This window comes from Acidobacteriota bacterium, assembly GCA_030949985.1.
In the GTDB taxonomy this organism is placed as follows: Bacteria; Acidobacteriota; Polarisedimenticolia; order J045; family J045; genus JALTMS01.
Window position 1 is genome coordinate 108,602 of record JAUZRX010000015.1, and the last position, 26,564, is coordinate 135,165.

Here is a 26,564-nt window from a genome sequence, read left to right on the forward strand (position 1 = left end):
TCCTCAGGCTTCCAGGCTGCGCTCACCGACCACCCGCCGGGCGCGCTGGATGAACGACTCGAGTGGCATGGCCCCTTCGTCGCCCTTGTGATGGATGCGCAGGGAGACGGAGGCCGCCTCGGCCTCTTTCGGGCCGACGATGAGCATGTAGGGAATCTTCTGCATTTCGGCATCCCGGATCTTCGCCCCGATCTTGTCCGAGCGCCGGTCGAGTTCGGCCCGCAACCCGGCCCGGGCCAGGGTGTCGAGCACGGACTCGGCGTAGTCGATGACCTTTTCCGACACCGGCAGCACGCGAGCCTGCACCGGGGCGAGCCAGGGCGGGAAGGCTCCGGCGAAGTGCTCGATCAGGATGCCGAAAAAGCGCTCGAGGGAGCCGTAGATCGCGCGGTGCACCATGTAGGGCGGCTTGTGCTGCCCGTCCTGGTCGACGTAGGTGATGCCGAAACGGCGGGGCAGGTTGAAGTCGAACTGGATCGTCGACAACTGCCAGGGCCGGCCGATGGCATCGACCACCTTGACGTCGATCTTGGGGCCATAGAACACGGCTTCGCCTTCGAAACGCTTGTGATCGAGGCCGCGCTGCGCGAGGGCCTCGACCAGGGCGGCCTCAGCGGCCTCCCATTCCTCGTTGGTACCGATGTATTTGCCCGGGTTCTGCGGATCTCGAACCGAGAGCTCGTAGTGCACCTGCTCGAAACCGTAGGTGCGGAAGATGGTTTCCACCAACTCGAGGCAGTCGTCGATTTCGTGCAGCAGTTGGTCCGGCCGGCAGAAGATGTGAGCGTCGTCCTGGGTGAAACCGCGGACACGGAACAGGCCGTGCAGGGTGCCGGAACGCTCGTAACGGTAGACGGTGCCGAATTCCGCCATGCGCACCGGCAGGTCGCGATAGGACTTGAGCCCCGTGGCGTAGATCATCGTGTGCCCCGGGCAGTTCATCGGCTTGATGACGAACTCTTCGTCGTCCGCCGTCCGGAGCGTGTACATGTTCTCTTTGTAGTAGTCGTAGTGCCCCGAGGTGCGGAAGAGGGTGTCCTTGGCGATGTGGGGGGTGACGACGAAGACGTAGTCGTGGCGCTGGAGCTGCTGGCGGAGAAAGCCCTCGATCTGTTCGCGTACCACGGCACCCTTGGGATGCCAGAAGGCCAGGCCGCCGCCGGCGACCTCTTGCACCGAGAACAGGTCGAGTTCTTTGCCCAGGCGGCGGTGATCGCGGCGTTTGGCCTCCTCGAGCCGGTGCAGGTGCGCCTCGAGCTGCTCGGCGGTGGGGAAGGCCGTGCCGTAGATCCGCCACAGCATTTCGTTTTCTTCACTGCCCAGCCAGTAGGCTCCGGCGACCGAGAGCAGCTTGAAGGCGCCGGCCTTCCTGGTGCTCGGCAAATGGGGGCCGAGGCAGAAGTCGCGGAAGCCGCCCTGCTCGTAGTAGGAGGCCGTCTCTCCGGCCTTGGTCCGCACGAAATGGAGCTTGTAGGGCTCGTCTTCAGCGGTGAAGACCTCGATGGCCTCTTCCTTGGGCACCTCGTGGCGGACGATACGAAAGTTGCGCTTGATGATCTTTTTCATCCGCGCTTCGATGCGCGGCAGGTCCTCGTCGGTGAAGGGCTCGCTGCGGTGGAAGTCGTAGTAGAAGCCGTCTTCGATGGCGGGCCCCTGGGCGATCTTGACTTCGGGCCACAGTTCCTTGACCGCCTGGGCCATGATGTGGGCGGTGGAGTGCCGGTAGATCTCCAGGGCGTCGGGATCTTCGGGGAAGATCAGCGAGAGGTGGACCGGAGCGCGCAGCGGAGCGTGCAAGTCCACCGGTACGCCGTCGGCCCGGGCCGCGATGGCGCGGTCGAGGCCGTCGAGCCCGGCGAGCCGGGCGACGTCGAAGGGTGACGAGCCTGCGGGAGCGGTGACCACGGTGCCGTCGGGGAGGGTGATCTCCAACTCCTCCGCGGCACTCTCTGGGTGGTTCATGATCACCTCCTCCTCGCCTCGGGCAACACAAAGACCCCGGCCGGACGCGACACCCCGCCCGTCGGGGGGTGTCCACCGGTTGCCGGGGTGGTAGGCGCGGGCGGTTTCGAACCGCCGACCTCCACGATGTCAACGTGGCGCTCTCCCGCTGAGCTACGCGCCTGCCTTTCTGGCGTCCTCTCTGGTAACGTCCCCGGCTGCCGCGCTGGGGAGCCGAGGACGGCGAATCCTAGCAGCGGGCCCGGGGGCTGTCAACAAAGGCGTAAACCCGGAAACGCAGGGGTTTCGGGCCTGTCCCCGGAAGGGGGCGCTGGCTTGGGATCGGGGCCGGCGGGGCCGGCGGGGAGCGAAAGTAAGGGGAATTTACGGAGGGAGTTGCGGGGCTTCGAGACCTTCCGCTAGAATCCCGGCTGCCGAGTGGGGCGCAGCGCGGGTGTGGTGTGCGCCGCCGGACGGTGTTGGGTCCAGACTTTCAGCCTCTCGGCGGGACGGCCGCCGGGCGGGCTGGGGTCTCTGCCACTCGGGGCTCGCGCCCGAGAGGAGCCTCCCTATGGAAGCGATCCTTGCCCTGGAAGACGGACGGGTCTTCCGGGGGCGAAGTCTGGGCATGGTGGGATTGACCACGGGTGAGGTCGTTTTCAACACGGGAATGACCGGCTACCAGGAGATCATCACCGACCCTTCCTATCGCGGCCAGATTGTCACCCTCACCGTTCCCCACGTGGGCAACACGGGGATCAACGACGCCGATCCCGAGTCGTCGCGTCCTCAGGCCGCCGGACTGGTCGTTCGGGACGGTTCACGCTATTCCTCGTCCTGGCGGAGCCTGGTGGATCTCGATCATTTTCTTCGGACCCACCAGATCGTGGGAATCGAGGAACTCGATACCCGGGCGCTGACCCGCCACCTGCGCAGTGCCGGTGTGCTGCGGGGTTGCCTGGCGTCGAACGGGACTTCCGTCGAACAGGCGCTGACCGCCGCGCGCGCCGCCCCGCGGCTGGAGGAGCAGGACCTGGTGGGTCAGGTCACCTGCGCGAAAGTGCACCGCTGGACGGAAGGGCGGGGTGTGCTCTCCGGGCGCGGCGCCGAGCCCCGTGGTCGGGGGCGCCGCATCGCCGTGCTGGACTGCGGCATCAAGCGCAACATCCTGCGCCTGCTCGTGGACCGCGGTTTCGATGTCCTGGTCTTTCCGGCCCAGGCCACCGCCGGCGAGATCCTCGCCGCGGAGCCGGAGGGGGTGTTTCTCTCCAATGGTCCGGGCGACCCGGCGGTCTGCGACGACCTGGTGGCGACCATCGGGCGGTTGATCGGCGCGGTCCCGGTCTTCGGCATCTGCCTGGGCCATCAGCTGGCCTGTCGGGCCCTGGGAGCCCGCACTTTCAAGCTGAAGTTCGGTCATCGGGGAACCAACCACCCCGTTCGGGACGAGCGCAGCGGGCGGGTGGCCATCACTTCGCAGAATCACGGCTACGCGGTGGACCCGGAAACCCTGCCGGCCGAGTTGGAAATCACTCATCGCTCGCTCTATGACGGAACGGTGGAAGGGGTGGCCCACAGGGAGCTGCCGCTGATGACGGTGCAGTTCCATCCGGAAGCGGCTCCCGGGCCCCATGACGCGTGGGACCTCTTCGAAGATTTCGTGGACCTGGTCGAGCACAGGCGGCCGCTGGGAGAGCTTTCCCGGCGTCGCACGGCCTAGGCCGGCGTCTGGCGTCGGTTCGGAGGATTGGGATGGCGGACTGGAAGTCACCGATGCGGGCGGACCCCAGCGAGTGGCTGGTGCTCAACGCTTCGGCGCCGATTCGTTATCGGCTCCTGACCGAGTTGCATTCTCTCACGACGGCGGATCCGAATGTCGGTGAGCTGCAGAAAGAAGTGCTGAGCTGGAAGGCCGGCAAGCAGGAACTGCGTTACCAGCGCCAGGACGGCTCGTGGGGCGGGATGATCCACGGTGGCGATCCCAAAAAGGCCGAGCGGAGTACCGAGAAGATCCTCTGGGGCCTGTACGAGTTGGGCTGGGACCGGGAATTCAAGGAGATTCGCAAGGCGGCCAAGCTGCTCAAGAGCTTTCTGACCCAGAAGAGAGATCTCAACCTCTACGAATTCAACGCCCAGGTCAAGCAGGATCCGGTGCGTGAGCGCCACTTGCGCTGGTTCCTGAGGATCTGCGCCCTGGGCCTGCTTCTGCGGGGGGGATGGCACAAGGAGAAGAAAATCTCCGACGCGGTGGCGGACCTGCTCGACCGGGTGACGGCGTTCGTCTCGGACCCGGTTTCCCGTCATCCCGTCGAACACGTCGGCGTGGGTCTGCCGCAAATCCGGCGGGAGGCGATGCGGGACGGCTACTGCTTCATTCCCGACCTCTACATGCTGCGGGTTTTCGCCCACTACCCGGGCATCCTCGATTCGGCGGTTCTGCGAAGCCGCCTGAAGAAGATCTTCGACTACGTGCTCAGCGTCGACTACCAGGAACTGACCCCCGACATCGGGGCCATTCGCACGGTACGCGGGCCGACGCCCCGGGGATGGGGCATCGAACTGCATCCCCTCGAGACCTACCTCGAGAAGGGATATCTGGACGAATTGCTCTATCTCCTCGAGCAGTTCGCCCGGCTGGGGCTGATCAACCGCTATCCGCGGCTGATGGGGTACATGGACTGGCTGTTGGCCCAGCAGGAGAAGGACGGCCGTTGGGACCTGTCGGCGAAGTATTTCGGCGGCAAGCCCCTCTACGGTTCCTGGCTGCGCCTCGAGCGGGACTGGAAGAGCCCGACCCGGCGCATTTCCGACGTGACTTTCCGCATCATGTTGATTCTCAAGTACCAGTGGGATCGCCAGGTGCAGATGCTCAACCGCGGGGCCGATGTCTACGGCTTCTGATTCCGCGGCGCGAGGTTCCCGGGTGGGGAGCGATGCCGCGCTGCGCCTGTTTCCGGCGCGTTGTCCGGCCCGGGAGGTGGCTATCGGCGATCTGACGATCGGCGGCGGCCACCCGATCGCGGTCCAGTCCATGACGACCACCCCCACGTCCGACGCGGCGGCGACGGCGGCCCAGGTCTGCGCCCTGGCGCGGGCCGGTTGCGAGATCGTTCGGGTGACCGTGCCCTCCGGATCCGATGCGCGGGCGTTGCCGGAAATCCGCCGGCGGATGCGCGCCGAGGGAGTGGCGGTGCCGCTGGTCGCCGATATCCACTTCACACCGCGCCTGTCTCTCGACGTGATCGAGCATGTGGAGAAGGTGCGGATCAACCCCGGGAATTTCGCCGATCGTCGGAGCCTGAAGGGGGAGGTTTACGACGAGAGCCGTTGGGAACGGGACGTGGAGCGGGCCCGCTCCCTCTTCGCGCCCCTGGCCCGCCGGGCCCGCGAACTGGGCGTGGCCTTGCGCATCGGCGTCAATCACGGGTCGCTCTCCGACCGGCTGGTCCAGCGCTTCGGAGACAGTCCCGAGGGCATGGTGGAATCGGCCCTGGAGTTCATCACCTTCGCCGAGGAGGAAGGCCTGCGGGACCTGGTGATCTCGATGAAGGCCTCGATTCCCCAGGTCATGGTGCGGGCCTATCGCCTGCTGGCCCGACGCCTGCTCCAGCGCGGCGAACTCTACCCGCTGCACCTGGGCGTCACCGAGGCCGGGGGCGGCGACGACGGCCGCATCAAGTCCACCGCCGGTATCGCGACCCTGCTCGGCGAGGGCCTGGGGGACACGGTGCGGGTCAGTCTGACCGAAGACCCCCTCGAAGAAATCCCCGTGGCGCGCGAACTGGTCGCCCGCTTCGGCCGTCCCGTCGCCGGAGAGGTCGACGAGGTCGCCGTCGACATCGAAGAGTGCCGCGACGGTCTCGACCCCTCACGCCGGGAGACGGCCGAACTGGCCCTGGGGCCCGCGCTGGCGATCGGCGGGGCGAACGTGCCGGCGGTGGAACTGACGTTGCCGGCGACGAGCGCGGCCGGTCAGCTGGACGTCCTCGAGAGTCTCGAGCCCGGCGTCGAAGTGGTGGACCTGCGGGCGGAGTCCGTCGACGACCTCGTCACGGCCCTCGACGTGATTCCCGCCGGCGCGGAGGCTCGCTGGACCTGGGGTGTCACGCTGGAGACGGGAGTCGCGGAATCGATGCTGGCCGACCCGGCCCTGCGCGGGCGGGTCGCCTCGACGGTGGGGCGGGTGGCGGTGGTGGCGGGATTGCCGGCCGTCGATCTTCCCCCGCTGCTCGAAAGGCTCGCCGCCGAACTGCCCCGCGTGCCCCTGTTGGCGCTGGCACGGGTCGAAGGGGCGTTCGACGCCCGGGCCGCCGAGCGGCTCGGGGCCCTGGCCGGGGAATGGGCGGGGCGCGTACCGGTGCTTGCGGCCGGAGTGGTGGCGGCGCGGGCGGAAGACCGCCTGCCGGCCCATCGCCTGCTGGCTGCGGCCCTGGACCGGGCCGGCGCCCGCCTGCCCCTGGTGCTGACGGACAGGGTGGAGGCGGACGAAGATCTGCGGCTGGGTCCGGCGGGCCGGCTGGCTCCCCTGCTGCTCGATGGCCAGGGCGACAGCCTGCGGCTGGAGTGGGGTCCGGGGCATCGGGCCGCCGCCCTGGTGGATATCGCCCACCGCATCCTCCAGGCTTGCCGTCGCCGGCTCGAGCGGGCCGAATTCATCGCCTGCCCCTCTTGCGGCCGCACCCTCTTCGACCTGGAGGCGACCACCGCCCGGGTGCGGGAACTGACCGGCCACCTCAAGCTGAAAATCGCCGTGATGGGTTGCGTGGTCAACGGTCCGGGCGAGATGGCCGACGCGGACTACGGCTACGTGGGCTGGGGCGAGGGCAAGGTGGCCCTGTTCGTGGGCCGCGAGATGGTGGAAAAGGACATTCCCGCCGCCGAGGCGCCCGCCCGCCTGGTGGCGTTGATCCGCAGTCGGGGGGACTGGCAGGACCCAGCCTGAGCGGGTCGGCAGTTGTGGCCGAAAGCGGTCGGACGCAGTGTCCGAGCTTCGGTCGAAAGTTCCCGGTGGCCCCTGCCGCAGCGCTCGTCGCCGATCCCGTGGTTTTCATGTAAGTAGCTGTTCCCACGGTTCTTGCGCTTGATTTCCAGGTCCTGGCACGGAGGTTGAAAAAGGAGGGGCTGCTTGGACAGGTCGCCCGCCCCCCGGTATGCGGGAGCCGTTCGAAAGTAGCGGCAGGGCGGCCGGAAAGCACTCCTCTCCTCTCAGGACCTCCGCACCCCTCCAGGACCCCGGCCCCCCACCGGGGTCCACCCTTTTTGTCTTCCGCCCACTCTCCGTTCGCTCGAGCCCGGTCCCCGGGAAGGCTCCCGCGGGTGGACCCGGAGCCTGCCGGGATTCGGCCACTTCGTCCGTGCCATCGGCCAGGCCGACCGGCCGCCGGGGTGTCGCCGGATTCGGGGAGAGCTCGGAGATATCGCTCAAGTCATTGAAATAAAACGCTTTGACTTTTTCCCGGGAGGCTGGCACGGGTCTTGGAATAGAGGATGGCGCCAAGCCACTCCGGCCCCGCGCTGGGACGGGACAGAAAGGAAAGCCGGAGTCGGCTCCGTCAACCTCTCCTCTCGGGACCTCCGCACCTGGGACCTCGGCCACCCACCGGGGTCCCTACTCTTTTGGGGCCGGATATCAAGTCACGGGCCGGGGGAGCGCGTCAGTTCGACGACCACTCCTCCTCGCGATTCTGGAACAGGGTGTAGTCCTTGACGAAGTAGAGCGGGACGGTGCCCGTGGGCCCGTTCCGCTGTTTGGCCACGATCAATTCGGCCTGTCCTTCGAGGCCTTTTTCGATGACCTTCTCGGGATCCTTTTCGTAGACTTCCGGGCGGTAGATGAACATCACCACGTCGGCGTCCTGCTCGATGGCGCCCGACTCGCGGAGGTCGGAGAGTTGGGGGCGGTGATCGTTCTGACGCTGATCCGGCGCCCGGGAGAGCTGGCTGAGGGCGACGACGGGAATTTTCAACTCCTTGGCGATGCCCTTGAGCGAACGGCTGATCTCTGAGATCTCCTGCTGCCGGCTTTCCACCCGGCCGCCGAGACGCATCAGCTGCAGGTAGTCGATCACCAGCAGGCCCAGGTCTTCCTGTTTCTTCAACCGGCGGGCCTTGGCGCGGATCTCCATCGGGGTCAGCCCGGGGGTATCGTCGATGAACATCCGGCAATGGGCCAGTCGCTCGTAGCCCTGGGTCAAGCGCTCCCACTCCTCGGCGCTGAGCCGACCGGTGCGGACTTTCTGGGAGGGCACCATGCCTTCGGCGGAGAGCAGGCGGAAGAAAAGCTGCTCGGCGGACATTTCCAGGGAAAAGACGCCGACCGCCAGTTCTTCCCGGGTCGCCGCGTACTGGGCGATGTTCAGGGCCAGCGCGGTCTTGCCCATCGAGGGGCGGGCGGCGACGATGATCAGGTCTCCCGGCTGGAAGCCGGAGGTCATCCAGTCGAGCTTCTTGAAGCCCGTGGAGACCCCGGTGACCATCTCTCGTCTTTCGGAAAGCTCTTCGAGGGTTTCGAGCCCCCGCTGGGCCACCTGGGGCAGCGGCTGGAAGCCGCCCCGCCGGCCCACGTCGGAGAGCTGGAACAAGCGGCTCTCGGCCTCGTCGATCATCTCGGCGCCGGAGAGTACGCCCTTGGCGGCCTCGGCCCGCAGGTTCTCCGTCACGGCCAGCAGTTGCCGCAGCAGGGAGCGGTCGAGGACGATGTCCGCGTAGCTCGAGACGTTGGTCGTCAGGGGCAGGGAATCGACCAGCGAGGAGATGTAGGCGGCGCCGCCGGCCTGTTCGAGCAGGTTCAGCCGCTCGAGTTCCCTGCGCAGGGTGACCAGGTCGATGCCCGTCGCCGGCAGGGCCGAGCCGAGGGAGATCATCGCCGCGAAAATGGCCCGATGGGCCGGCCGGTGAAAATCGTCCGGCCGGAGCTTTTCCGCCGCGGCGTCGAGGGCGCTGGGATCGAGGAGAATGGCGCCGAGCACGGCCCGTTCGGCCTGTTCGTCCCAGGGCTGGGAGATCTGCTCGTCGGGGGGGGGTGGGGTGGCTGGCGGCCGGTGGCGGGGTTGGGTGCTCACGGTGGAGGCAAACCTCAGGCAGGGATCAGGCAAGAAAACGGGACGGCAATTTACCATGGACGGCGCGTCGGGCCGGGGTGCGGGTAGAATAAACCCTTGCCGGGCGGAGTGCCGGAGAGGATCGCGGCGCGTTTTTAGAGCGTGTCGAGGAAAGTCCGGACTCCACAGGGCAGCGCGCTGGGTAACGCCCAGGCGGGGCGACCCGACGGAAAGTGCAGCAGAGAGCAGACCGCCAGCGGCCGGCTCCCCGGAGTCGGTGCGGGCAAGGGTGAAACGGTGGGGTAAGAGCCCACCAGTGCCCCGGGCGACCGGGGTAGCTTGGTAAACCCCGCGTGGAGCAAGGCCAAATAGGGGGACCATGGCGTGGCCCGCGTCGTCCCCGGGTAGGCCGCTCGAGGCGGAGGGTGACCTCCGGCCCAGATGAATGATCCTCCCCCCCCGTGGGGAACAGAATCCGGCTTACGAGGTGCTCCGCCCGGCCCTTTTCCACCGGTGCCTGCAGAAGGATTCGAGAGGATCGGGGGTAGAGTCGACCACATGGATCCCAGCCGATCGACATCTTGCGACGCGCTGCTCTCGGAGGTGCTCGAGCAACTCGAGCGTCGCGGCGAGAGCCTGCGCCGGCTGGCCGCCGAGATTCATCGGGACCCGGAACTCGGTTGCCGGGAGTATCACTCGGCCGCGCGCCTGGCCGGAGAACTCGAGGAAGAAGGATTCCAGGTGGTCACGGGCCTGGCGGGCATGGACACGGCCTTCCGGGCCGAGCGGGGACGCGGAGCCCCCGCGGTCGCCTTCCTCGTGGAATACGATGCCGTCCCCGAGATGGGGCATGCCTGCGGGCACAACCTGATCGCGGCGGTTTCCCTGGGCGCCGCCGTGGCCCTCGGCCAGGTCGTCGATCGGCTGGGGGGGCGGGTCGTCGTGATCGGTGCTCCCGCCGAGGAAACCGTGGGGGGCAAGGTGGTGCTGGCCGTGCGTGGTGCGCTGGACGATCTGGACGCGGCGCTGCTGGCTCACCCGGGCAGCGAAAACTGCGCCCAGGTGCGTACGGTGGCTTCCTGGTCGATGGAAGTCGTCTTCGAAGGGCGTGCTTCCCATGCCGTGGCCGCCCCCGAACGGGGCGTCGACGCCCTGGCCTGCATGGTTCGCCTGCTCGGGGCCCGGGACGCGCTGCTCGCAGAACTGGGCGAAGACTTCTTCGCACCGGGTGTGATCCTCGAGGGTGGCGTCCGGCCCAACCTGGTGCCGGCGCTGGCTCGCGCCCGTTTTTCCTTGCGGGCCCCCAGCCGCGAAGCCCTGGTCGATCGGCTGCTGCCTCGTTTCCGCGCCTTGGTGGAGAGCATCGCGGCCTCCGCCGGAGCCCGGGGCCGCCTCCGCGCGATCGACAACCTCTACGACGAGCTGATTTCGTCGCCGCTGCTCTCCCGTCTCTACCGCGCCCAGGCCCGGCAGGAAGGCCTCGAGGTGGTGGAGCGCTCGGAAACCCTGATCGGTTCGCTGGACACGGGCACGGTCTCGCAGCGGGTTCCCGTTCTGCACCCGATCTTCTCCATCGTCGACGAGCCCGTGCCGACCCATACCGAGGCCTTCACGCGGGCGGCCGCCGGGCCCCGCGCCCTGGCGGCGGCGGCCCGGGTGACCCGGATCCTGGCGCGCGTGGGCTTCGCCCTGCTCGCCGAGCCCGGGCTGCTCGCAACGGCGCGCAGGGAGCACGCCGACCAGTTGCGGGGCCGGCCCCCCCGGCAGGACGTTCCCCTGATCACCGAGCAGGACGAGCCATGACCCGGGCGAGGACGATGCGGGTGCCCGGCCCCCTTCCCGTCGGCAGCAGCCTGGCGGTGGTGGCACCCGGTTCGGCGGTGGACCGGCAGCGGGTGGAGGCGGGCTTCGAGCGGCTGGCGGCCTGGGGCTATCGGCCCCTGGCCGGCAGGCACCTCTTCCGCCGCAAGGGGGACCTGGCGGGAACCCGGCAGCAGCGACTGGAAGACCTGCACTGGGCGCTGACCGATCCGGCCGTGGACGCGGTCTGGTTCGCCCGGGGCGGCTGGGGCAGCGCCACGCTGCTCGACGGCATCGAGTGGCGCCGCTGGCTGCGCCGTTCCCGCTGGCTGATCGGTTTCTCGGACCTGACGTCCCTGCAGGCGGCCCTGCTCGAGCGCGGTCTGTGCTCCTGGCACGCTCCCATGGTGGCCGACCTGGCGACGCCGGAACGCTTCGTCGCCCGGGACCTGCGCGCCATGCTGCTCGACCCCCTTCGGGTCCGCCGGATCCGTCCCGGTCCACGCCGCCGCCTGGTGGGAGGGCGCGCCCGGGGGCTGCTGGCCGGGGGCAACCTGACGGTGCTCGCCAGCCTGGCGGGCACCCGCTGGCAACCCGACTGGCGCGGCCGGATCGTCCTGCTCGAAGAGGTCGGGGAAGCGCCTTACCGGATCGACCGGTTGCTCTGGCAGTTGTCGGCCAGTGGCATGTTGCGCGGCGTGCGGGGTGTCCTGCTGGGGCAGTTCACCGCGGCCCGCCCGGCGGGAGGACGCCCTTCGAGGGTCCTGAGGGACATCTTCCTCTCACGGCTCGCGCCGCTGTCGGTTCCGGTGCTCGCCGGCATTCCCGCCGGCCACGGGCGTCGGGCCCGGGCATGGCCCCTGGGCTTCGATTGCAGCCTCGACGCGGACAGGGGGGAGGTCCGCCTCGCGCCGCCGGATGCCCGATGACGGGGCAGCCGGATCGGAGCGGAAGCCGGAGTGGAGCCCGTCCGATCGTCCTGCAAGTGGCCTACGATGGCAGTGGTTACGAGGGCTGGCAGCTGCAGCCCGGTCGACCCACCGTCCAGGGGGAACTCGAGCGGGCGCTGGGGGTGATCCACGGCACCGCCGAGCGGATTCCCGTGGTGGGCTCTTCGCGCACCGACGCCGGCGTTCACGCTCTCGGGCAAGTGGCCTCCTACCGGCCCCCCTCGCCGCGCTCCATCCGTGCCCTGGCCGCGGGCCTGGCCAAGCTCTTGCCCCCCGCCATCCGTGTCCTCGCCGTCGCCGAGGCTCCCGAGGGCTTTCATCCCTGTCGCTCGGCGGTGGGCAAGACCTACCGTTACCGCATCGTCAACCGCCCCCTGATGCTCCCTTTTGAGCGACACTGGGCCTGGCACCTGCGCGCGCCGCTGGATACGGGGGCGATGGAGCGGGCCGCCGCCGCCCTGGTGGGCCGCCATGATTTCACTTCCTTCGCCACGGCGGGAGGCCCCGAGCGGGACAACACACGGCATCTGCGCCGGCTGAACCTGCGCCTGAGTCCCGACCGGGTGCTCGAGATCGAGGCCCAGGCCGACGGTTTCCTCTACCGCATGGTGCGCAATCTGGCGGGGTTCCTGGTGGAGGTGGGGCGCGGCCGCATCGAGGCGGACAGGAGCGGGGAGATCCTCCGGGCCCGAAGTCGTGCCCTGGTGGGCCATACGGCTCCCGCCAGGGGGCTGTGCCTCGTGCAGGTGGATTTTCCGCCGCAGCAGGCTCCCTGGTGAGGGGGCAGGGGCCCGCCGTGCCTGTTGGAATGGCAGGGGGCCGGGTGGTACATTGCCTGCGGGCGGGTCCAGGAAGGAGATTCCGATCCGATGCAGGGTGATGCGCAGCCGCGGGGTCCCGGTGTGCCGGGGGCTAAGCCGGCCCCCGATGCCCTTGCACGGATCGACTTCCTCCGCTTGCCGCGACACGTGGCGGTGATCATGGACGGCAACGGGCGCTGGGCGCGGCGCCGTGGGTTGCCCCGGGTGGCCGGACACCGGGCGGGTATCGCCGCGGTGCGAGAGGTGCTCGAGAGTTCCGCACGCCTGGGTCTCGAGGTTCTGACCCTCTACGCCTTCAGCCGGGAGAACTGGAAGCGTCCTCCCGCCGAGGTCAACACCCTCATGCGGCTGCTGCGGGAGTACATCGAGGGCGAACTGAGGACGCTCAGGGAAAAGAATATCCGCTTCCGGCCCATCGGCCGCCTGCAGGACCTGCCGCCCAGGGTGCGCGAGGCCCTCGAGCGGGCCCGGCGGGAGACGGAAGAGAACACCGGGCTGGTCTTCCAGGTGGCCCTGTCCTATTCCGGTCGCAGCGAGATGGTCGACGCGGTGCGGACTCTCGCCCGGGAGATCGAGGCCGGCCGCCTCCGGCCCGACGAGATCGACGAAGCCCGGATCGAGGGCGCGCTCTACACCGCCGGCCTGCCGGATCCCGACTTGATGATCCGCACATCCGGCGAATTGCGCATCAGCAACTACCTGCTCTGGCAACTGGCCTACGCGGAGTTGTGGGTCACGCCCGTGCTCTGGCCGGACTTCCGCAAGAGTGATCTCTTCGAAGCCGTGGCCGATTTCCAGTCCCGTGAGCGGCGGTTCGGGGCTGTCGAGCCGCCTCCCCGGGGCGGTAGCCTGGCCTCTCTCCGGCGGTTGATCGGCTCGTGAAGAGGCTTCTCACCGCCGGCGTCCTGATCGTGCTGGTCCTGGCGGGTGTCCGCTGGGCTCCCTTGTGGATCTTCTGGCTCGGCCTTTCGGCCATGGGCATTGTGGCCGCGCAGGAAATGGGCGCCATGCTGGGGGCCGGCGGACGCCGCCCGTGGCCGTTTTTGGCCGGGGCCGGCACCGTGGCCCTGATCGCCTGTTTCCTGCTGCCCGACCCCCCCCTGGCGCCGACCATGACGGGCCTGCTCTTCGTTCTGCTCTTGCGCTTCCTCTTCTCCCCGCGGGAGCCGGCCGTCGCCCTGGAACGGCTGCTGAGCAGCCTGTTGACGGTGGTCTACCTGGGGCTGACCCTGGGCCACGTGGGTGGCCTGTTGACCGCCGAACTGCCCGAGGGCCGGGAGACCGGCGAGGACCTGCTGATCTTCGCCCTGGTGGTGGTCTACGTGGGGGATTCCCTGGCCTATTACGGTGGCCGGGCCTGGGGCCGGCACAAGCTGGCGCCAAAGATCTCCCCGGCGAAAACCTGGGAGGGGGCGGCCTGTTCCCTGGTCGGTTCGCTGCTGGCGTCCTTGCTGGCGCCGCTGTGGTTCTTTCAAGCCCTGCCGATTTCCCATGCGCTGGGATTGGGGGCGCTGTTGTCGGTGACGGGAATCCTGGGCGATCTCTGCGAGTCGCTTCTCAAGCGGGCCGCGGCGGTCAAGGACTCGGGTTCACTGCTGCCGGGGCATGGCGGTCTGCTCGATCGCGTCGACAGCCTGTTGCTGGCGGCGCCGGTCCTCTACTGGTATCACCGGCTGGTACTCTAGGCGTTCGTTGATAAAGTCTTTTCGACGCGGGGGGCGGGATGGCAAGCCCCGTGCACCCGCGGGAACCCGATGCCCAGGGTGGGGAAGAGGCTTTTTCGGCAGGCCGAGGGAATGACGAACTGACGAGGAATGACGTGGTGCCGCGACCCATCGCGATCTTGGGCTCGACCGGGTCCATCGGACGAAACACTCTCGAGGTGGTGGAGGCTCATCCCGGCCGATTCGAGGTGGTGGCGCTGGTGGCGGGGCGACGCATGGAGCGCCTGGCCGAGCAGATCCGGCGACACCGCCCCCGGGCGGTGGCCGTCTCCACGGAAGAAGCCGCGCGGGAGCTCCGCTCCCGGCTCGGTGGTCAGGCGCCGGAGATGCGCATCGGGCCCGAGGGCGCCGCCGAGGTGACGGTGGGAACGGGCGCCGAAGTGGTGATCGCGGGCATCGTCGGCGCGGCGGGACTGGTGCCGACCCTGGCGGCGGTCTCGGCGGGCCTGGTGGTGGGACTGGCCAACAAGGAGGCCCTGGTCATCGCCGGTGAGCTGATGGTACGGGCGGCCAGGGATTCGGGGGCGCGGCTGCTGCCCGTCGACAGCGAGCACAATGCGATTCACCAGTGCCTGCGGGCCGGCGAGCGCGGCGAGGTGCGGCGGATCGTGCTCACGGCCTCGGGAGGGCCCTTTCGCGGGCAGGAGCGCGGGCAACTCGAGTCGGTCAGTCTGCGGGAGGCCCTCGATCACCCGACATGGAAGATGGGACCGAAGATCACCATCGATTCGGCGACCTTGATGAACAAGGGCCTGGAAGTGATCGAGGCGCACTGGCTGTTCGCGCTGCCGCCCCAGGCCATCGACGTGGTGGTCCATCCCCAGAGCGTCGTTCACTCGATGGTGGAATTTCGCGACGGTTCCGTCGTGGCCCAGTTGGGTTGTCCCGACATGAAGCATCCCATTCAATACGCCCTGACCTGGCCCGAGCGCTGGGAGTCGGCGGGAGAGCGACTGGATCTGCTGGCCCTGCCGCCCCTGGCGTTCGAAGCCCCCGACGTGAAGGTCTTCCGTTGCCTCGATCTGGCCTACCGGGTCCTGGCCGAGGGCGGAGATGCCCCGGCGCGCCTGAATGCGGCCAATGAAGTGGCCGTCGAGGCGTTCCTTGACGGAAGAATCGGCTTCCTCCAGATTCCGGATGTCATCGAGGGCGTGCTGGGGACGCTGTCGGCGGGTAGCGTGGGGGAACTCGAAGACGTGCTCGAGGCCGACCGTCGCGCCCGCGAGGAGGCGCAGAGAATCATCGCTGAGGAGATGGCGGGCTGATGCTGCTGCTGGAACGCGCGTTCTATCTGATCCTGGTGCTGGGAACGCTGGTGTTCGTCCACGAGTTCGGGCACTTCCTGGCGGCGAAGTTCTTCGGTGTTCGGGTGGAGATCTTCTCCCTGGGGTTCGGTCCGCGACTGGCCGGATTCAGGCGGGGCGGGACGGACTACCGGGTGGCGGCGATCCCCCTCGGCGGCTACGTGAAGATGGCCGGCGAGTACGATGAAGAAGCCAGGCCCGACGATCCCGGGCTGTTCCAGGCCAAGCCCCGCTGGCAGCGACTGGTGGTGTTCTTCGCCGGGCCCGCGATGAACGTGTTGCTGGCCATCGTCCTGTGGTGGGGCATCCTCGTCTACGGCGACGTGGAGCTCGATATCCCCCAGGGCCCGCCGGTCGTGGAGGAGGTCCGGCCGGATTCACCGGCGGCGGCGGCGGGAATTCAGCCCGGCGACCGCATCCTCGCCCTCGGCGACACACGCCTGGAGTCCTACGCGCAGTACGGCAAGGAAGTGCTTTTCCGTCCGGGGCAGGAGGTGGAGTACCTGATCGAGCGGGAAGGCCGGCAGATGCGTCGGTCCGTGCGCATCGCCATGGACCCGCTCCACGGCGTGGGCTACGACGGCATCGGTGTGGCGACCTCGATCATCGTGCGTGCCGTGCTCGAGGGTTCCCCCGCCGCGGTCGGGGGACTCGAGGTGGGAGACCGGATCGCCGGGATCGACGGTCATGCCCCGGCCAGCATGGAGTCGCTGATCGAATACATTCAGCAGCGGGCCGGTCAGGAGCTGCTCTTCGAGATCGTGCGCGGCGATCGGCGACTGGAGATTCCCGTCGTCCCGGAGCGGGTGGAAGAAGGTCGCGGGCAGATCGGGGTCAGCCTGGGCTATCCCGGCAGAATCGTACGCTATCCGCCCGGAGCGGCCCTGATGCGCGCTCTCGGGCGGGCCGGTGAGAACGTCCGGCTGCTACTGCGCACGGTCTCCTCCCTGGTGCGGATGGAGGTGGGAGTGGGAGTGCTCTCGGGGCCACTCGAGATCGCGCGTATCACCCAGGACCAGGCCCAGCACGGCTGGCGCCCGCTCTTCGGACTGCTGGCCTTCATCAGCATCAACCTGGGCATCTTCAATCTGCTGCCGATTCCGGTGCTCGACGGTGGCAACATCCTGATCCTGCTGGTGGAATCGTCGATTCGGCGCGATCTCGCTCCGCAGGTCAAGGAACGGGTCTTGCAGCTGGGCTTCGTCGTGCTGCTGACCTTCGCCGTGACGGTCATCGCCCTCGATCTGCGCAAGGCGTTCGTCACCCGTCCTCAGCAGGCCCCTGTTTCGGCGCCCGAATCAGCCGAGTAGGACGGCCGTGACTCCACGGCTGACACCCCTGGCCCGCCGCGTCGTGGAGATCGTCGCCGCCAGGGGCGGGCGCGCGATCGTGGTCGGCGGTGCGGTGCGTGACGCCCTGCTGGGGCTGGATTCGAAAGACCTGGACCTGGAGATCTACGGGATGGAGGCCGCTGCCCTCGAGCAGGAGCTGCTGGCCGCCGGGATCAAGGTCAACGCGGTGGGACGGAGTTTCGGTGTCTTCAAGGTGGGGGATGCCGACGAGGGGACGGTGGATCTGAGCCTTCCCCGGAGGGACTCGCGGCGTGGCCGGGGCCACCGGGGCTTCGTGGTGACGCCCGATCCCCGGATGAGTTTTGCCGAGGCGGCTTCGCGGCGGGATTTCACCATCAACGCCATGGGCTACGACCCGCTGCGCGGGGTGTGGCTCGACCCCTGGGGCGGCCGGGAGGACCTGCGCGCCGGTCGCCTGCGTCACGTGGGGCCGGCCTTCGTGGAAGACCCGTTACGGGTGTTGCGGGGGTTTCAGTTGGCGGCCCGCTTCGATTTGGAAGTCGATCCGGCCACGGTGGAACTCTGCCGCTCCATGCGCGACGAGGCCGGGACGCTGGCCGCCGAGCGGATCTGGGTCGAGTGGGCCAAGTGGGCCGAGCGGAGCGAGCGGCCGTCCCGTGGGCTGGAATTCCTCCGCTTGTGCGGGTGGATCCAACTCTACCCGGAACTCGAGGCCCTGGTGGACTGTCCCCAGGATCCCCAGTGGCACCCCGAGGGGGACGTTTGGGTCCACACCCTGCTGACTTGCGACGCGGCCGTGGCCGTGGCGCGGCGGGAGGCGCTGAGGGCCGAGGAACGGCTGGTGCTGGTCCTCGCGGCGCTGGTCCACGACCTGGGCAAGCCCGAAACCACGACCATCGACGGAACGCGGGTACGCAGCCGCGGTCACGGCGAGGCGGTGGCCACTTTCGAGACGTTTCTCGGCCGGATCGACGCGCCGCGGCGCCTGCGGCGTCGCGTGATCATTCTCTGCCGTCGGCATCTGGACCATCTTGGCTTCCAGGGATCCCGCCGGGCGGTGCGACGCCTGTCCCGGGCCCTCGCCGAGGAGGGCGAGAGCATCGAGGCGCTCGTGCGCCTGATCGAGGCCGATCACTCCGCCCGCCCGCCCCTGCCGGGAGGCTGCCCGCCCTCGGCGCGGGAGATGCTCGAGGTCGCCCGCGCCATCGAAGTGACCCGCGCGGCGCCACGGCCGCTGCTGATGGGCCGCCACCTGGTCGCCCTGGGTCTCGAGCCCGGGCCCGAGATCGGGCGCTGGGTCGAGGCCGCCTACCAGGCCCAGATGGATGAAGCCTTCGACGACCTCGATGGAGCCCTGGCGTGGATTCGCCGGCGGATCGAGTCGGGGGCGGGGCCGGAGGGCGGGGGCGGTTGACGCCGGCCCGGTTGCGGGCTTCGGCTCAGGTCTTGCGGAAGTCGACGAAGACCACGTTCTCGGCCTGTTCCTTTTCGCAGACGTGTCGGGCGGCCCACCCCTTGCCTTCCGCGATGACCCGGGCCAGCGCGGCCGGGTAGTCTTCCTCGAGGTCGTCGAAGGAGCAGTGAAAGGACATGCCGTCGGGGAAGGCCTCGGTGAGGAACCAGAGCAGGAATTCGAGCGTGGCCCGCTTTTCGAAGCCCTCTTCGGCGTTTTCGGGCGTCTTGTAGCGCGGGCCGTCGTGAATATCCCGGGAGAGCAGGTCCTCCAGGATGAAGAGCAGTCGTTCCTTGGTGTAGGTGAATTCCCGCTTCATGGCTCTTCTCCCTGGAATGGCCCGCGACGCCGCCGGTCCTCCGGGACCGTCCTCCGGGACAGCTCTGCGGTGAAGGTCATTGTAGCGCGCTTTGGACGGCGTCCCCCGCGCCTGCCGGCGGGTGTCCGGAAAGTGTCCGCACCCGGTGTCCGCATGCGGACGCCGGGCGGACGAAAACCGCGTTCGAGCGTGGAGTTTTCCGCGGCACGAGTCTTGCGAGGGTTAGGGGCGGCAGGCCACGGGGGCCTGTCCGGAAAGGAGAAACCATGCCTGAGTTCCATAGAACCAAGTCCGTTCGAAGCCTGATCGTGCTCTCGCTCCTGCTGCTCACTTGCCTCCTCGCCTCCGCGACCTTCTCGGCGGCGGCTCCCGCGCCGGCGGAGAAGGCCGCCGCCCCGAGTGCGGCCCAGGTCGACATCAACCGGGCCAGCCTGAACGAGCTGACGTCCCTCAAGGGGATCGGGCCCGCCCTCGCCGGGCGCATCGTCGCCTACCGGAAGGAGCACGGCGCGTTTCGGCGGGTCGAAGATCTGCTCGAGGTGAAGGGGATCGGCCCCAAGCTGCTGGCCCGCCTCAAGCCGCACATCCAGGTCGGCCCGGCGGCCCACAAGCCCTCGGCCGGGGGAAGGAAGTGAGCCGGTGAACCCGGCTTGCGATTCCCGCGGGCAGACGCTGGTCGCCGTGATCGTCGCGGCGGCCGGCGCCGCCCTTCTGCTCGGCGCCGGGGCGCGGCTGATGCCTCTGGCGCGAGGACGTTCGGTGGAGGCGGCGGCCCGTGCCCTGGGGGCGCGGATACGGGCGGAGGCGGTGGCGGCCCGAAGCGACGGCAGGACCCGTGGGCTGATCTTTCCCGTCGACGCGGACGAGCCCCTGCGCTGGGCCACCGACGGCAACGGCAACGGTCTCAGGCGCCGCGAGATCGCCGATGGCGTCGATCCCGCGGGGCCGCCCTTCCGTGTCGGCCGGGATCACCCCGGGGTGCGGGTCGGTCGCCCGGGCTGGGCGGGGGTGCCCGACCTGCCTCCCTCGTCGAGGGTCCTGGGGCCCGACGATCCCAGCGTGCGCTTCGGGGCTTCCCGCATGGCCTCTTTCACCGCCCTGGGGCGGGCCACGCCGGGATCCTTCTTCCTCACCGACGGCCGCAGCGGGCTCTGCGCGCTTCGTCTCAGCGGCCCCACGGCCCGGCTCAGCGTCTGGTGCTTCGACCGCAAGGCCGCCCGCTGGAGGCGACGCTGAAAAGAAGGCCGGCCGACATTGCTGGGCCTCGCCGGCTGGTGCTAGGATCACCCACCTTCCCCGCTCGTGGTTCTTCCATGGCGGGGGGGGAGCCCTCTCATCCTTCACGGTCGGCGGTCGGGCGTGCCGTGGAGACGCAGAGCCTTCCGAGGTGGAACGATGAGCGACCTCCAGCGCACGCCGCTGCACGAGCGTCACCTGGCCGCCGGCGCCAGGATGGTGCCCTTCGCAGGGTTCGAGATGCCGGTGCAGTACCGGGGACTGGTGGAGGAGCATCGGGCGGTCCGGACGGCGGCCGGTCTCTTCGATGTCAGCCACATGGGAGAGTTCTTCGTCCTCGGTTCCGGGGCGGCGGAGCTGCTCGATCTCCTCACTCCGAGCCGGATCTCGGCCCTGGATGTCGGCCGGGCGGTCTACACGGCGTTGACCACGGAGAGGGGAACCTTCGTCGACGACATTCTCGTTTACCGACTGGGAGAAGAACGTTTTCTCCTGGTGGTCAACGCGGCGAACCTGGAGAAGGACCGTCGCTGGATCACCGACCGCTGCGGCGACTTCGATCTGCGTTTCGAAGACCGCTCGGAGCACTTCGCCCTGCTGGCCCTGCAGGGGCCGCGGGCCCGCGGGATCCTCTCCCGCCTGGCGGAGGACTTCGACGCCCTGGCAGTCAAGTACTACCGCGTGGTCGAAGGGAAGGTGGCCGGTCGGCAGGTGATCGCCTCCCGCACGGGTTACACCGGCGAGATGGGCTGGGAGATTTTCATCGAGGCCCCCGCGGCGCCGGTGGTCTGGGATGCCCTGCTCGAGGCGGGGGCGGATGACGGTCTGCAGCCCGCGGGGCTGGGGGCGCGGGACTCCCTGCGCCTCGAGGCCGCCTTGCCTCTCTATGGCAACGATATCGACGATCAGACCACGGTGCTCGAAGCGGGGCTCGGTTTCATCATCGACTGGGACAAGCCCCGTTTCATCGGCCGGCAGGCCCTGCTCGCCCAGCGGGAACGTGGCGTGACGCGGAGGCGCGCGGGCCTCGAGATCGTCGGCCGTGGTATCGCGCGCAAGGGGCACGCGATCGTGCACGATGGTGAAAAAGTCGGAGAGATCAGCTCGGGTACGTGGTCGCCGACACTGGAGAAGGCGATCGCCATGGCCTACCTGCCCGTCGGTTTGGCCGTGCCGGGAACAGATATCTTGGTAGAGGTCCGAGGGCGCCAGCTTCCCGCGCGGGTGGTGGAGATGCCCTTCTATCGGCGAGCGAAGAAGAAACGCTCCCCGGCGACTTGAAGGAGAGACGAGATGCCGCGTCCGGAAGATTGCCTGTTTACCAAGGACCACGAGTGGCTCCACGTCGAAGGCGGCAAGGCCCGGCTTGGAATCACCGATTTCGCGCAGGGGGAACTGGGGGACATCGTGTACGTCGACCTCGGCGAGGCGGGTCGCAGCGTCGCCAGGGGCGAAGAACTGGGCACCATCGAATCCGTCAAGGCGGTGGCCGAGGTTTACGCCCCGGTGGCGGGCGAGGTGACGGCCCTCAACGATCAGCTCGCCGATGCGCCGGAGAAGGTGAACGAAGAGCCTTTCGGTGACGGATGGCTGGCCGTGCTGGAAGTGGCCGATGCTTCCGAACTGGACGGGCTGATGAACTTCGAGGCGTATCAGCGCTTCCTCGAGGAGGAAGACCACTGAGCACCAGCGAGCGCTTTCGTTATCTCCCCCACGCCGAGGCCGACCGCCAGGCGATGTTGCAGCGGATCGGTGTCTCGTCCATCGACGACCTGACGGCCGCGATTCCCGAAGATCTGCGCCTGGCCCGGCCCCTCGATCTGCCCGCTCCCGCGAGCGAGTCGGAGTTGCTCTCGTGGTTCCGCTCCCTGGCGGCGAAGAACCTCAATGCCGCCACCGAGCCGTGCTTTCTCGGTGCGGGCGTCTACCAGCACGGGCAGCCGACGGTGGTCGATCACTTGCTCAACCGGGGCGAGTTCTTCACCAGTTACACGCCCTACCAGCCCGAGATCTCCCAGGGAACCCTGCAGGCCATTTTCGAGTTTCAGACCATGGTCTGCTCGTTGACCGGCCTCGATGTCAGCCAGGCTTCGCTCTACCAGGGGGCGGCTGCGTTCGTGGAAGGGCTCTTGCTGGCCCGGCGCGCGCGACGCAAGGGAACGACCTTCCTGGTTCCCGAGTCGGTGCACCCACAATACGTGGACACCCTGCGCACCTATCTCGCGCACCTGGAATTCGAGCTTCAGCTCATCGCCATCGATCCGCTCACCGGTCGCATCGACGAGGAGGACCTCGAGCGCCACCTGAACGGCGAAGTCATCGCCCTGGCCGTGCAAAGCCCCAACTTCTTCGGTGTCGTCGAGCGCATGGACCGCCTGGCGCACAAGGCCCACGATGCCGGCGCGCTGCTCGTCGCCCTTTTCAATGAGCCCTACAGCCTCGGGATGCTGCGTGCTCCCGGTGCCCTGGGAGCCGACATCGCGGCGGGCGAGTTCCAGGCCTTCGCCTCGCCGGCCGGCTTCGGCGGCCCCCACGTCGGGGTGCTCGCGGCCCGCGAGAAGATGATGCGACAGATGCCGGGTCGCATCGTGGGCCAGACCGTGGACTGTGACGGTCGCCGCGGTTTCGTTCTGACGCTCTCCACCCGCGAGCAGCATATTCGGCGGGAGAAGGCCACTTCGAACGTCTGCACGAACTCCGGATTGATGGCCCTCGCCTCGACGATTCACCTCTGCTTGCTGGGCCGGGAAGGCCTGTCTGTCGCCGCGGATCTTTGTCGTCGACATGCGGCGTTGGCCCTCAAGAAACTGACGGCGATCGCCGGCGTCGAACGCATCTACTCGGGCCCGGTGTTCAACGAGTTCGCCCTGCGTTTTCCCGTACCTGCCCGGCAATTGGCCGAGCGCCTGGCCGAGCGGGGCGTGCTGGCCCCGGTGCCCCTCGATCTCTTCGATCCTGCCCGGGAGAACGACGGGCTGATCGCGCTGACCGAGCTGACCGGCCCCCGCGAGATCGAACGACTGGTGGCGGCCGTCGAGGAGGTCCTGTGAAGCCCTGTCGCCCCCCACGGCCCGAACCGCTGATCTTCGAGGTCTCCCGTCCGGGGAGGGTCGGTTATTCGCTGCCCCGGACCGAGGCCCCCCCCGCCCCCCAGGATATCGAACCGGAACTGCTGCTGGAGGGCAAGCCGGCGCTGCCGGAGGTCAGCGAGGTGGAAGTGCTGCGTCACTTCACCCGCCTGTCCCATCTCAACTACTCCATCGATGACGGCATGCTCCCCCTCGGTTCGTGCACGATGAAATACAACCCGAGGGTCAACGAGAAGATCGCACGGCTTCCGGGGCTGTCGATGGTCCACCCTTTCCAGGTCGAGTCCTCCTGCCAGGGCGCGCTCGAGTTGATGGCGCGGCTCGAGGAGCGGCTGGTGGAAATCACCGGGATGGACGCCTTCACCCTGCAGCCTGCAGCCGGTGCCCACGGGGAACTGACCGGCATGCTGATGATCCGCCAGTGCCTGCTCGACCGCGGTGACCGGCGGAGCGTCGTGCTGATCCCCGACTCGGCTCATGGTACCAATCCCGCCAGTTGCGTGTTCAGCGGCTTCACCCCTGAACCCATCGCCTCGGGAGCGGACGGCCGGGTGGACATGGAGGCCTTCCGCCGGAGGGTCGTCCGTGGTGACGTCGCGGCACTGATGCTGACCAACCCCAACACCCTGGGCATCTTCGAAAGCAACATCGCCGAGATCTGTCGCCTGATCCACGAGCACGGTGGCTTCGTCTACGGTGACGGCGCCAACCTCAACGCCATGCTGGGGCTGACGCGTCCGGGAGACCAGGGGATCGACGTGATCCACCTCAACCTGCACAAGACCTTCACCACTCCGCATGGTGGCGGCGGTCCCGGCAGCGGACCGGTCGGGGTACGGGGCGAGTTGGTCGAGTATCTTCCCGTTCCCCGGGTGTTGCGCCGGGACGATCGCTGGACGCTGGCCTACGACGCTCCCCGGAGCATCGGCCGGGTATCGGCCTATTACGGCAACTTCGGCATGCTGCTGCGGGCATTGGCCTACATCCAGGAAATGGGGGCGTCGGGCCTCCGGCAGGTGGGTGAGGATGCCATCCTCAACGCCAACTACCTGCGCTCGGCTCTCGAGGAGTTTTTCGATCTGCCCTATGCGACCCCTTCGATGCACGAGGTCGTTCTCTCGGATCGTACGCTCGAGGCCGAGACGGGTGTCACGACCCTCGACGTGGCCAAGCGGCTGATGGACTACGGCTTTCATCCGCCAACGGTCTATTTCCCCCTGGTCGTGCAGGGGGCGCTGATGATCGAGCCGACGGAGACCGAGAGTCGGGAAGAGCTCGATGCGTTCGTCGATGCCTTGAGGGCGATTCATCGCGAGGCCCATGAAGAGCCCGAGACCGTCAAGTCGGCCCCCTGGCACACGCCTGTCAGGCGGCTCGACGAGGTGCAGGCCAACCGGCGGCCGCGGGTGCGCTGGCTGCCCGGAGAGGAGTGATCAGCCGTCACCCCCCGCCGGGGCGCCGAGTGTGGGCAGGGGGGCCCCGGCTCGGCGCAGCAGGCGTCGCACCACCTCCAGGGGCAGGCCGATGACATTGCTCGCCGAGCCTTCCAGGCGTTCGACGAACCACGCTCCGGCGCCTTGCAGCGCGTAGGCGCCGGCCTTGTCCAGGGGTTCGCGGCTCGCGGCGTAGCGCCGGATCTCCCGGGGATCGAGCCGGGCGAAGCGGACCCGCGTGGTGGAGGCCTCCTCGAGCACCTCGCCCTCGGGCCGAACGAGGGCGACTCCCGTGCAGACCTGGTGCCACCTGGCGGAGAGGCGGGTCAGCATGGCCTCGGCCGCCGCCGCATCGCGGGGTTTGCCCAGCGCGTCTTCACCTGCGAAGACGAGGGTATCGGCCCCCAGGACCAGGCAGTGGGGGCGCTGGCCGTGGGCCACGATGGCCTTGCGGCGTGCGAGCCGGAGGACGTTTTCCGCTGGGGGCAGGGAGGGGTCGGGGGTTTCGTCCACATCCACGGGCAGGACCTCGAAATCCAGGCCGACGGAGGCGAGCAGCTCCCTGCGGCGTGGGGAGGCGGAAGCCAGGACGATCTTCGGTGGGACCGGCGAAGTCATGGGGGGCATTATCTCCGACTTCGATGACCGTGAGTGCTTTTTTGCGGCAGCCACGGCCGGGGCTTATCCTCGACACGTTCCGGGTGCCCCCCGGACCGAGGTCCGCCTTGCTGCAGAGTTCTTCGGAGTGTCCGCCCATCGCCCGGCCGCCGAAGGGTGGCGGTGGTGGCCTGCGGCTCCTGGGCGGCATGGTGCTGTTGCTGTTGCTGGCGGCGGGTGCGGCGCCGGCAGTCGCCGCGGAACGGGAACCCGATCTCGTGATCTTCTTCAGCGGCGGGACCGAGGGGTACATCGATCAGTGTGGCTGCTCGCGCTTCCCCATGGGGGGCCTGGGTCGACGGGGCGGCTATATCCGGAGTGTTCGACGTCGTTGGCCCGGTGCCGCGGCTGTCCTGCTCGACGGTGGGAACTTCTTCGACCAGCCGGGCCTGATCGGCGATGTGAAGACCCGGGGCCTGGTGCGCGGCATGAACTACCTCGGTTACCGGTTGGCGGCGGTGGGGGAGAGAGACCTGGTGGGGGGCTTCGAGCACTTCCAGGAGACTACGGGAGACGCCCGATTCCCGATCATCTGCGCCAACCTGGTGCGGGAAGATACCCGGATCCCGCTCCTCCCTCCTGCCACGCTGGTCGTGGCGGGAGAGCTGAAAATCGGCGTGGTCGGCCTGATGCGCCACAACCCGGCGCTGAGGCTGGATCTGGCGGGGGGAGGGCACGCGATCACCGTTCCGGCGCTGCCGGCCCTCGAAAATGCCCTGATGGCCCTGCGGGACCAGAGCGACCTGATCGTCCTGCTGGCCACCATGCCCCTCGAGGACGTCCGGCTGCTGGTGCGTCGGGTGAGCGAGGTCGAGTTGGTGCTGGGGGCTTTCGGCTCCCGGGCCACGTCCCGGGCCGTTATCGAAGGTCGGGCGCGGATTCTCTACGTGGGAGACCAGGGGAAGAACCTGGGGCAGGTGAATGTCTACCGGGGATCCTCCGGGTCGCTCTCGCTCGAGCCGCGCCTGGTCCAGATCAACGAGAAAATCCCTCCAGACCCGCACCTCGAGCAGCTGGTCGTGGAGGTTCTCGCCGACGCTCAGGACGCCGAGCGGGCGACGCTCACAGCGATGGATCCCAGCGGTGAGGGGGGCACCGGAGCCTATCTCGGGGCCGGCGCTTGCGCCGCCTGCCACAGCGCCATCGTCGAGGACTGGTCGTCTTCGGCTCATGCCCTGGCCCTCGAAAGCCTCAAGCGGGAGCCGAACGGGATGCGTCCGGCCTGCATCGCCTGCCACGTCACCGGTTACGGCCAGGTCGGGGGCTGGGTCGACCAGCGCACCACGCCCCATCTGGCGGGAGTCGGGTGTGAGGCCTGCCACGGTCCGGGGGCCAGCCATGTGGCCCACCCCAAGCGGCCCTACGGTCGGATTTCCCTGCCGACCTGTACCAGTTGCCACACCGTCGAACTGGACCCGGATTTCAACTACTACGGCGACCTTCCCCTCGTCTCTCATTGAAGCGGTGCCGGCCCGGTGCGTCGT

At 68.6% G+C, this 26,564-nt stretch carries 22 protein-coding genes, 1 tRNA gene and 1 other RNA gene; 19 read left to right on the forward strand and 5 right to left on the reverse strand.

Going from position 1 to position 26,564, the window contains the following annotated elements:
* Positions 1-3: 3 nt before the first annotated feature.
* Together thrS and Q9Q40_03145 are read right to left on the reverse strand one after the other, a co-directional pair.
* Positions 4-1,962 (reverse strand): threonine--tRNA ligase, encoded by a 1,959-nt coding sequence (thrS, locus tag Q9Q40_03140; protein ID MDQ7006206.1) that lies wholly within the window; start codon positions 1,960-1,962, stop codon positions 4-6.
* Between the two features lie 88 nt (positions 1,963-2,050).
* Positions 2,051-2,125 (reverse strand) — tRNA-Val (locus Q9Q40_03145).
* Positions 2,126-2,512: 387 nt separating this feature from the next.
* On the opposite strand from Q9Q40_03145, the gene carA reads away from it, so the two are divergent.
* From carA to ispG, 3 genes are read left to right on the forward strand one after another with little or no spacing between them, the layout of a single operon-like run.
* Positions 2,513-3,661, forward strand: a complete 1,149-nt coding sequence (carA, locus tag Q9Q40_03150; protein ID MDQ7006207.1) for a glutamine-hydrolyzing carbamoyl-phosphate synthase small subunit — start codon at positions 2,513-2,515, stop codon at positions 3,659-3,661.
* A 32-nt stretch (positions 3,662-3,693) separates the two neighbouring features.
* Complete coding sequence (locus Q9Q40_03155) at positions 3,694-4,842, forward strand: hypothetical protein (protein ID MDQ7006208.1); 1,149 nt, start codon at positions 3,694-3,696, stop codon at positions 4,840-4,842.
* A 22-nt stretch (positions 4,843-4,864) separates the two neighbouring features.
* Positions 4,865-6,883, forward strand: coding sequence for a (E)-4-hydroxy-3-methylbut-2-enyl-diphosphate synthase (gene ispG, locus Q9Q40_03160; GenBank protein MDQ7006209.1), 2,019 nt, complete (start codon positions 4,865-4,867; stop codon positions 6,881-6,883).
* Positions 6,884-7,595: 712 nt separating this feature from the next.
* Here ispG and dnaB read toward each other — a convergent pair.
* Positions 7,596-9,002 carry a replicative DNA helicase gene (gene dnaB / locus Q9Q40_03165; protein ID MDQ7006210.1) on the reverse strand — a complete coding sequence of 469 codons (1,407 nt, stop codon included), beginning with the start codon at positions 9,000-9,002 and terminating at the stop codon, positions 7,596-7,598.
* Positions 9,003-9,106: 104 nt separating this feature from the next.
* On the opposite strand from dnaB, the gene rnpB reads away from it, so the two are divergent.
* The 9 genes from rnpB to Q9Q40_03210 all read left to right on the forward strand — a co-directional run bounded on the left by rnpB (position 9,107) and on the right by Q9Q40_03210 (position 18,307).
* Positions 9,107-9,480, forward strand: an RNA gene (gene rnpB / locus Q9Q40_03170) — RNase P RNA component class A.
* A 59-nt stretch (positions 9,481-9,539) separates the two neighbouring features.
* Positions 9,540-10,784, forward strand: coding sequence for an amidohydrolase (locus tag Q9Q40_03175; GenBank protein MDQ7006211.1), 1,245 nt, complete (start codon positions 9,540-9,542; stop codon positions 10,782-10,784).
* Positions 10,781-11,710: an LD-carboxypeptidase gene (locus tag Q9Q40_03180; GenBank protein ID MDQ7006212.1), complete on the forward strand. Its 930-nt coding sequence runs from the start codon at positions 10,781-10,783 to the stop codon at positions 11,708-11,710. The genes Q9Q40_03175 and Q9Q40_03180 overlap by 4 nt, the downstream gene beginning before the upstream one ends.
* On the forward strand, positions 11,707-12,510 hold the full coding sequence (gene truA, locus Q9Q40_03185) for a tRNA pseudouridine(38-40) synthase TruA (GenBank protein MDQ7006213.1): 804 nt from the start codon (positions 11,707-11,709) through the stop codon (positions 12,508-12,510). The genes Q9Q40_03180 and truA overlap by 4 nt, the downstream gene beginning before the upstream one ends.
* 90 nt (positions 12,511-12,600) lie before the next feature.
* The gene (locus Q9Q40_03190; protein ID MDQ7006214.1) at positions 12,601-13,434 is read left to right on the forward strand and encodes an isoprenyl transferase; all 834 of its coding nucleotides are present in this window, start codon (positions 12,601-12,603) and stop codon (positions 13,432-13,434) included.
* Positions 13,431-14,237 carry a phosphatidate cytidylyltransferase gene (locus tag Q9Q40_03195; protein ID MDQ7006215.1) on the forward strand — a complete coding sequence of 269 codons (807 nt, stop codon included), beginning with the start codon at positions 13,431-13,433 and terminating at the stop codon, positions 14,235-14,237. Before Q9Q40_03190 ends, Q9Q40_03195 begins: the two co-directional genes overlap by 4 nt.
* Positions 14,238-14,374: 137 nt before the next feature.
* The gene (locus tag Q9Q40_03200) at positions 14,375-15,541 is read left to right on the forward strand and encodes a 1-deoxy-D-xylulose-5-phosphate reductoisomerase (GenBank protein ID MDQ7006216.1); all 1,167 of its coding nucleotides are present in this window, start codon (positions 14,375-14,377) and stop codon (positions 15,539-15,541) included.
* The gene (rseP, locus tag Q9Q40_03205; protein ID MDQ7006217.1) at positions 15,541-16,890 is read left to right on the forward strand and encodes an RIP metalloprotease RseP; all 1,350 of its coding nucleotides are present in this window, start codon (positions 15,541-15,543) and stop codon (positions 16,888-16,890) included. Before Q9Q40_03200 ends, rseP begins: the two co-directional genes overlap by 1 nt.
* A gap of 7 nt (positions 16,891-16,897) precedes the next feature.
* The gene (locus tag Q9Q40_03210) at positions 16,898-18,307 is read left to right on the forward strand and encodes a hypothetical protein (GenBank protein MDQ7006218.1); all 1,410 of its coding nucleotides are present in this window, start codon (positions 16,898-16,900) and stop codon (positions 18,305-18,307) included.
* Positions 18,308-18,332: 25 nt separating this feature from the next.
* Here Q9Q40_03210 and Q9Q40_03215 read toward each other — a convergent pair whose 3' ends face one another.
* Complete coding sequence (locus Q9Q40_03215; GenBank protein ID MDQ7006219.1) at positions 18,333-18,665, reverse strand: hypothetical protein; 333 nt, start codon at positions 18,663-18,665, stop codon at positions 18,333-18,335.
* 266 nt (positions 18,666-18,931) lie between these two features.
* Between Q9Q40_03215 and Q9Q40_03220 the strand changes: the two genes are divergently transcribed.
* The 6 genes from Q9Q40_03220 (at position 18,932) to gcvPB (ending at position 24,423) form a co-directional block, all read left to right on the forward strand.
* On the forward strand, positions 18,932-19,300 hold the full coding sequence (locus Q9Q40_03220) for a helix-hairpin-helix domain-containing protein (GenBank protein ID MDQ7006220.1): 369 nt from the start codon (positions 18,932-18,934) through the stop codon (positions 19,298-19,300).
* Between the two features lie 4 nt (positions 19,301-19,304).
* Positions 19,305-19,901, forward strand: a complete 597-nt coding sequence (locus Q9Q40_03225; protein ID MDQ7006221.1) for a hypothetical protein — start codon at positions 19,305-19,307, stop codon at positions 19,899-19,901.
* A gap of 159 nt (positions 19,902-20,060) precedes the next feature.
* A complete protein-coding gene (gene gcvT, locus Q9Q40_03230) occupies positions 20,061-21,182 on the forward strand; it encodes a glycine cleavage system aminomethyltransferase GcvT (protein ID MDQ7006222.1) in 1,122 nt (373 codons plus the stop codon).
* 12 nt (positions 21,183-21,194) lie between these two features.
* Complete coding sequence (gene gcvH, locus Q9Q40_03235; protein ID MDQ7006223.1) at positions 21,195-21,584, forward strand: glycine cleavage system protein GcvH; 390 nt, start codon at positions 21,195-21,197, stop codon at positions 21,582-21,584.
* Positions 21,581-22,951, forward strand: a complete 1,371-nt coding sequence (gene gcvPA, locus Q9Q40_03240; GenBank protein ID MDQ7006224.1) for an aminomethyl-transferring glycine dehydrogenase subunit GcvPA — start codon at positions 21,581-21,583, stop codon at positions 22,949-22,951. Before gcvH ends, gcvPA begins: the two co-directional genes overlap by 4 nt.
* On the forward strand, positions 22,948-24,423 hold the full coding sequence (gene gcvPB / locus Q9Q40_03245) for an aminomethyl-transferring glycine dehydrogenase subunit GcvPB (GenBank protein ID MDQ7006225.1): 1,476 nt from the start codon (positions 22,948-22,950) through the stop codon (positions 24,421-24,423). The genes gcvPA and gcvPB overlap by 4 nt, the downstream gene beginning before the upstream one ends.
* Here the strand turns inward: gcvPB and Q9Q40_03250 are convergent, their stop codons facing one another.
* Positions 24,424-25,041 carry a Maf family protein gene (locus Q9Q40_03250; protein ID MDQ7006226.1) on the reverse strand — a complete coding sequence of 206 codons (618 nt, stop codon included), beginning with the start codon at positions 25,039-25,041 and terminating at the stop codon, positions 24,424-24,426. It lies immediately after the preceding gene.
* Positions 25,042-25,148: 107 nt separating this feature from the next.
* On the opposite strand from Q9Q40_03250, the gene Q9Q40_03255 reads away from it, so the two are divergent.
* On the forward strand, positions 25,149-26,540 hold the full coding sequence (locus Q9Q40_03255) for a multiheme c-type cytochrome (protein MDQ7006227.1): 1,392 nt from the start codon (positions 25,149-25,151) through the stop codon (positions 26,538-26,540).
* Positions 26,541-26,564 lie beyond the last annotated feature (24 nt).

Excerpts from the sequence above, each read along its gene's own strand:
- thrS (MDQ7006206.1), bottom strand. The coding sequence starts at position 1,962 with ATGAACCACCCAGAGAGTGCCGCGGAGGAGTTGGAGATCACCCTCCCC.
- carA (MDQ7006207.1), top strand. The coding sequence starts at position 2,513 with ATGGAAGCGATCCTTGCCCTGGAAGACGGACGGGTCTTCCGGGGGCGA.
- Q9Q40_03155 (MDQ7006208.1), top strand. The coding sequence starts at position 3,694 with ATGGCGGACTGGAAGTCACCGATGCGGGCGGACCCCAGCGAGTGGCTG.
- Q9Q40_03175 (MDQ7006211.1), top strand. The coding sequence starts at position 9,540 with ATGGATCCCAGCCGATCGACATCTTGCGACGCGCTGCTCTCGGAGGTG.
- Q9Q40_03180 (MDQ7006212.1), top strand. The coding sequence starts at position 10,781 with ATGACCCGGGCGAGGACGATGCGGGTGCCCGGCCCCCTTCCCGTCGGC.
- truA (MDQ7006213.1), top strand. The coding sequence starts at position 11,707 with ATGACGGGGCAGCCGGATCGGAGCGGAAGCCGGAGTGGAGCCCGTCCG.
- Q9Q40_03190 (MDQ7006214.1), top strand. The coding sequence starts at position 12,601 with ATGCAGGGTGATGCGCAGCCGCGGGGTCCCGGTGTGCCGGGGGCTAAG.
- rseP (MDQ7006217.1), top strand. The coding sequence starts at position 15,541 with ATGCTGCTGCTGGAACGCGCGTTCTATCTGATCCTGGTGCTGGGAACG.
- Q9Q40_03215 (MDQ7006219.1), bottom strand. The coding sequence starts at position 18,665 with ATGAAGCGGGAATTCACCTACACCAAGGAACGACTGCTCTTCATCCTG.
- Q9Q40_03220 (MDQ7006220.1), top strand. The coding sequence starts at position 18,932 with ATGCCTGAGTTCCATAGAACCAAGTCCGTTCGAAGCCTGATCGTGCTC.
- gcvT (MDQ7006222.1), top strand. The coding sequence starts at position 20,061 with ATGAGCGACCTCCAGCGCACGCCGCTGCACGAGCGTCACCTGGCCGCC.
- gcvH (MDQ7006223.1), top strand. The coding sequence starts at position 21,195 with ATGCCGCGTCCGGAAGATTGCCTGTTTACCAAGGACCACGAGTGGCTC.
- Q9Q40_03250 (MDQ7006226.1), bottom strand. The coding sequence starts at position 25,041 with ATGACTTCGCCGGTCCCACCGAAGATCGTCCTGGCTTCCGCCTCCCCA.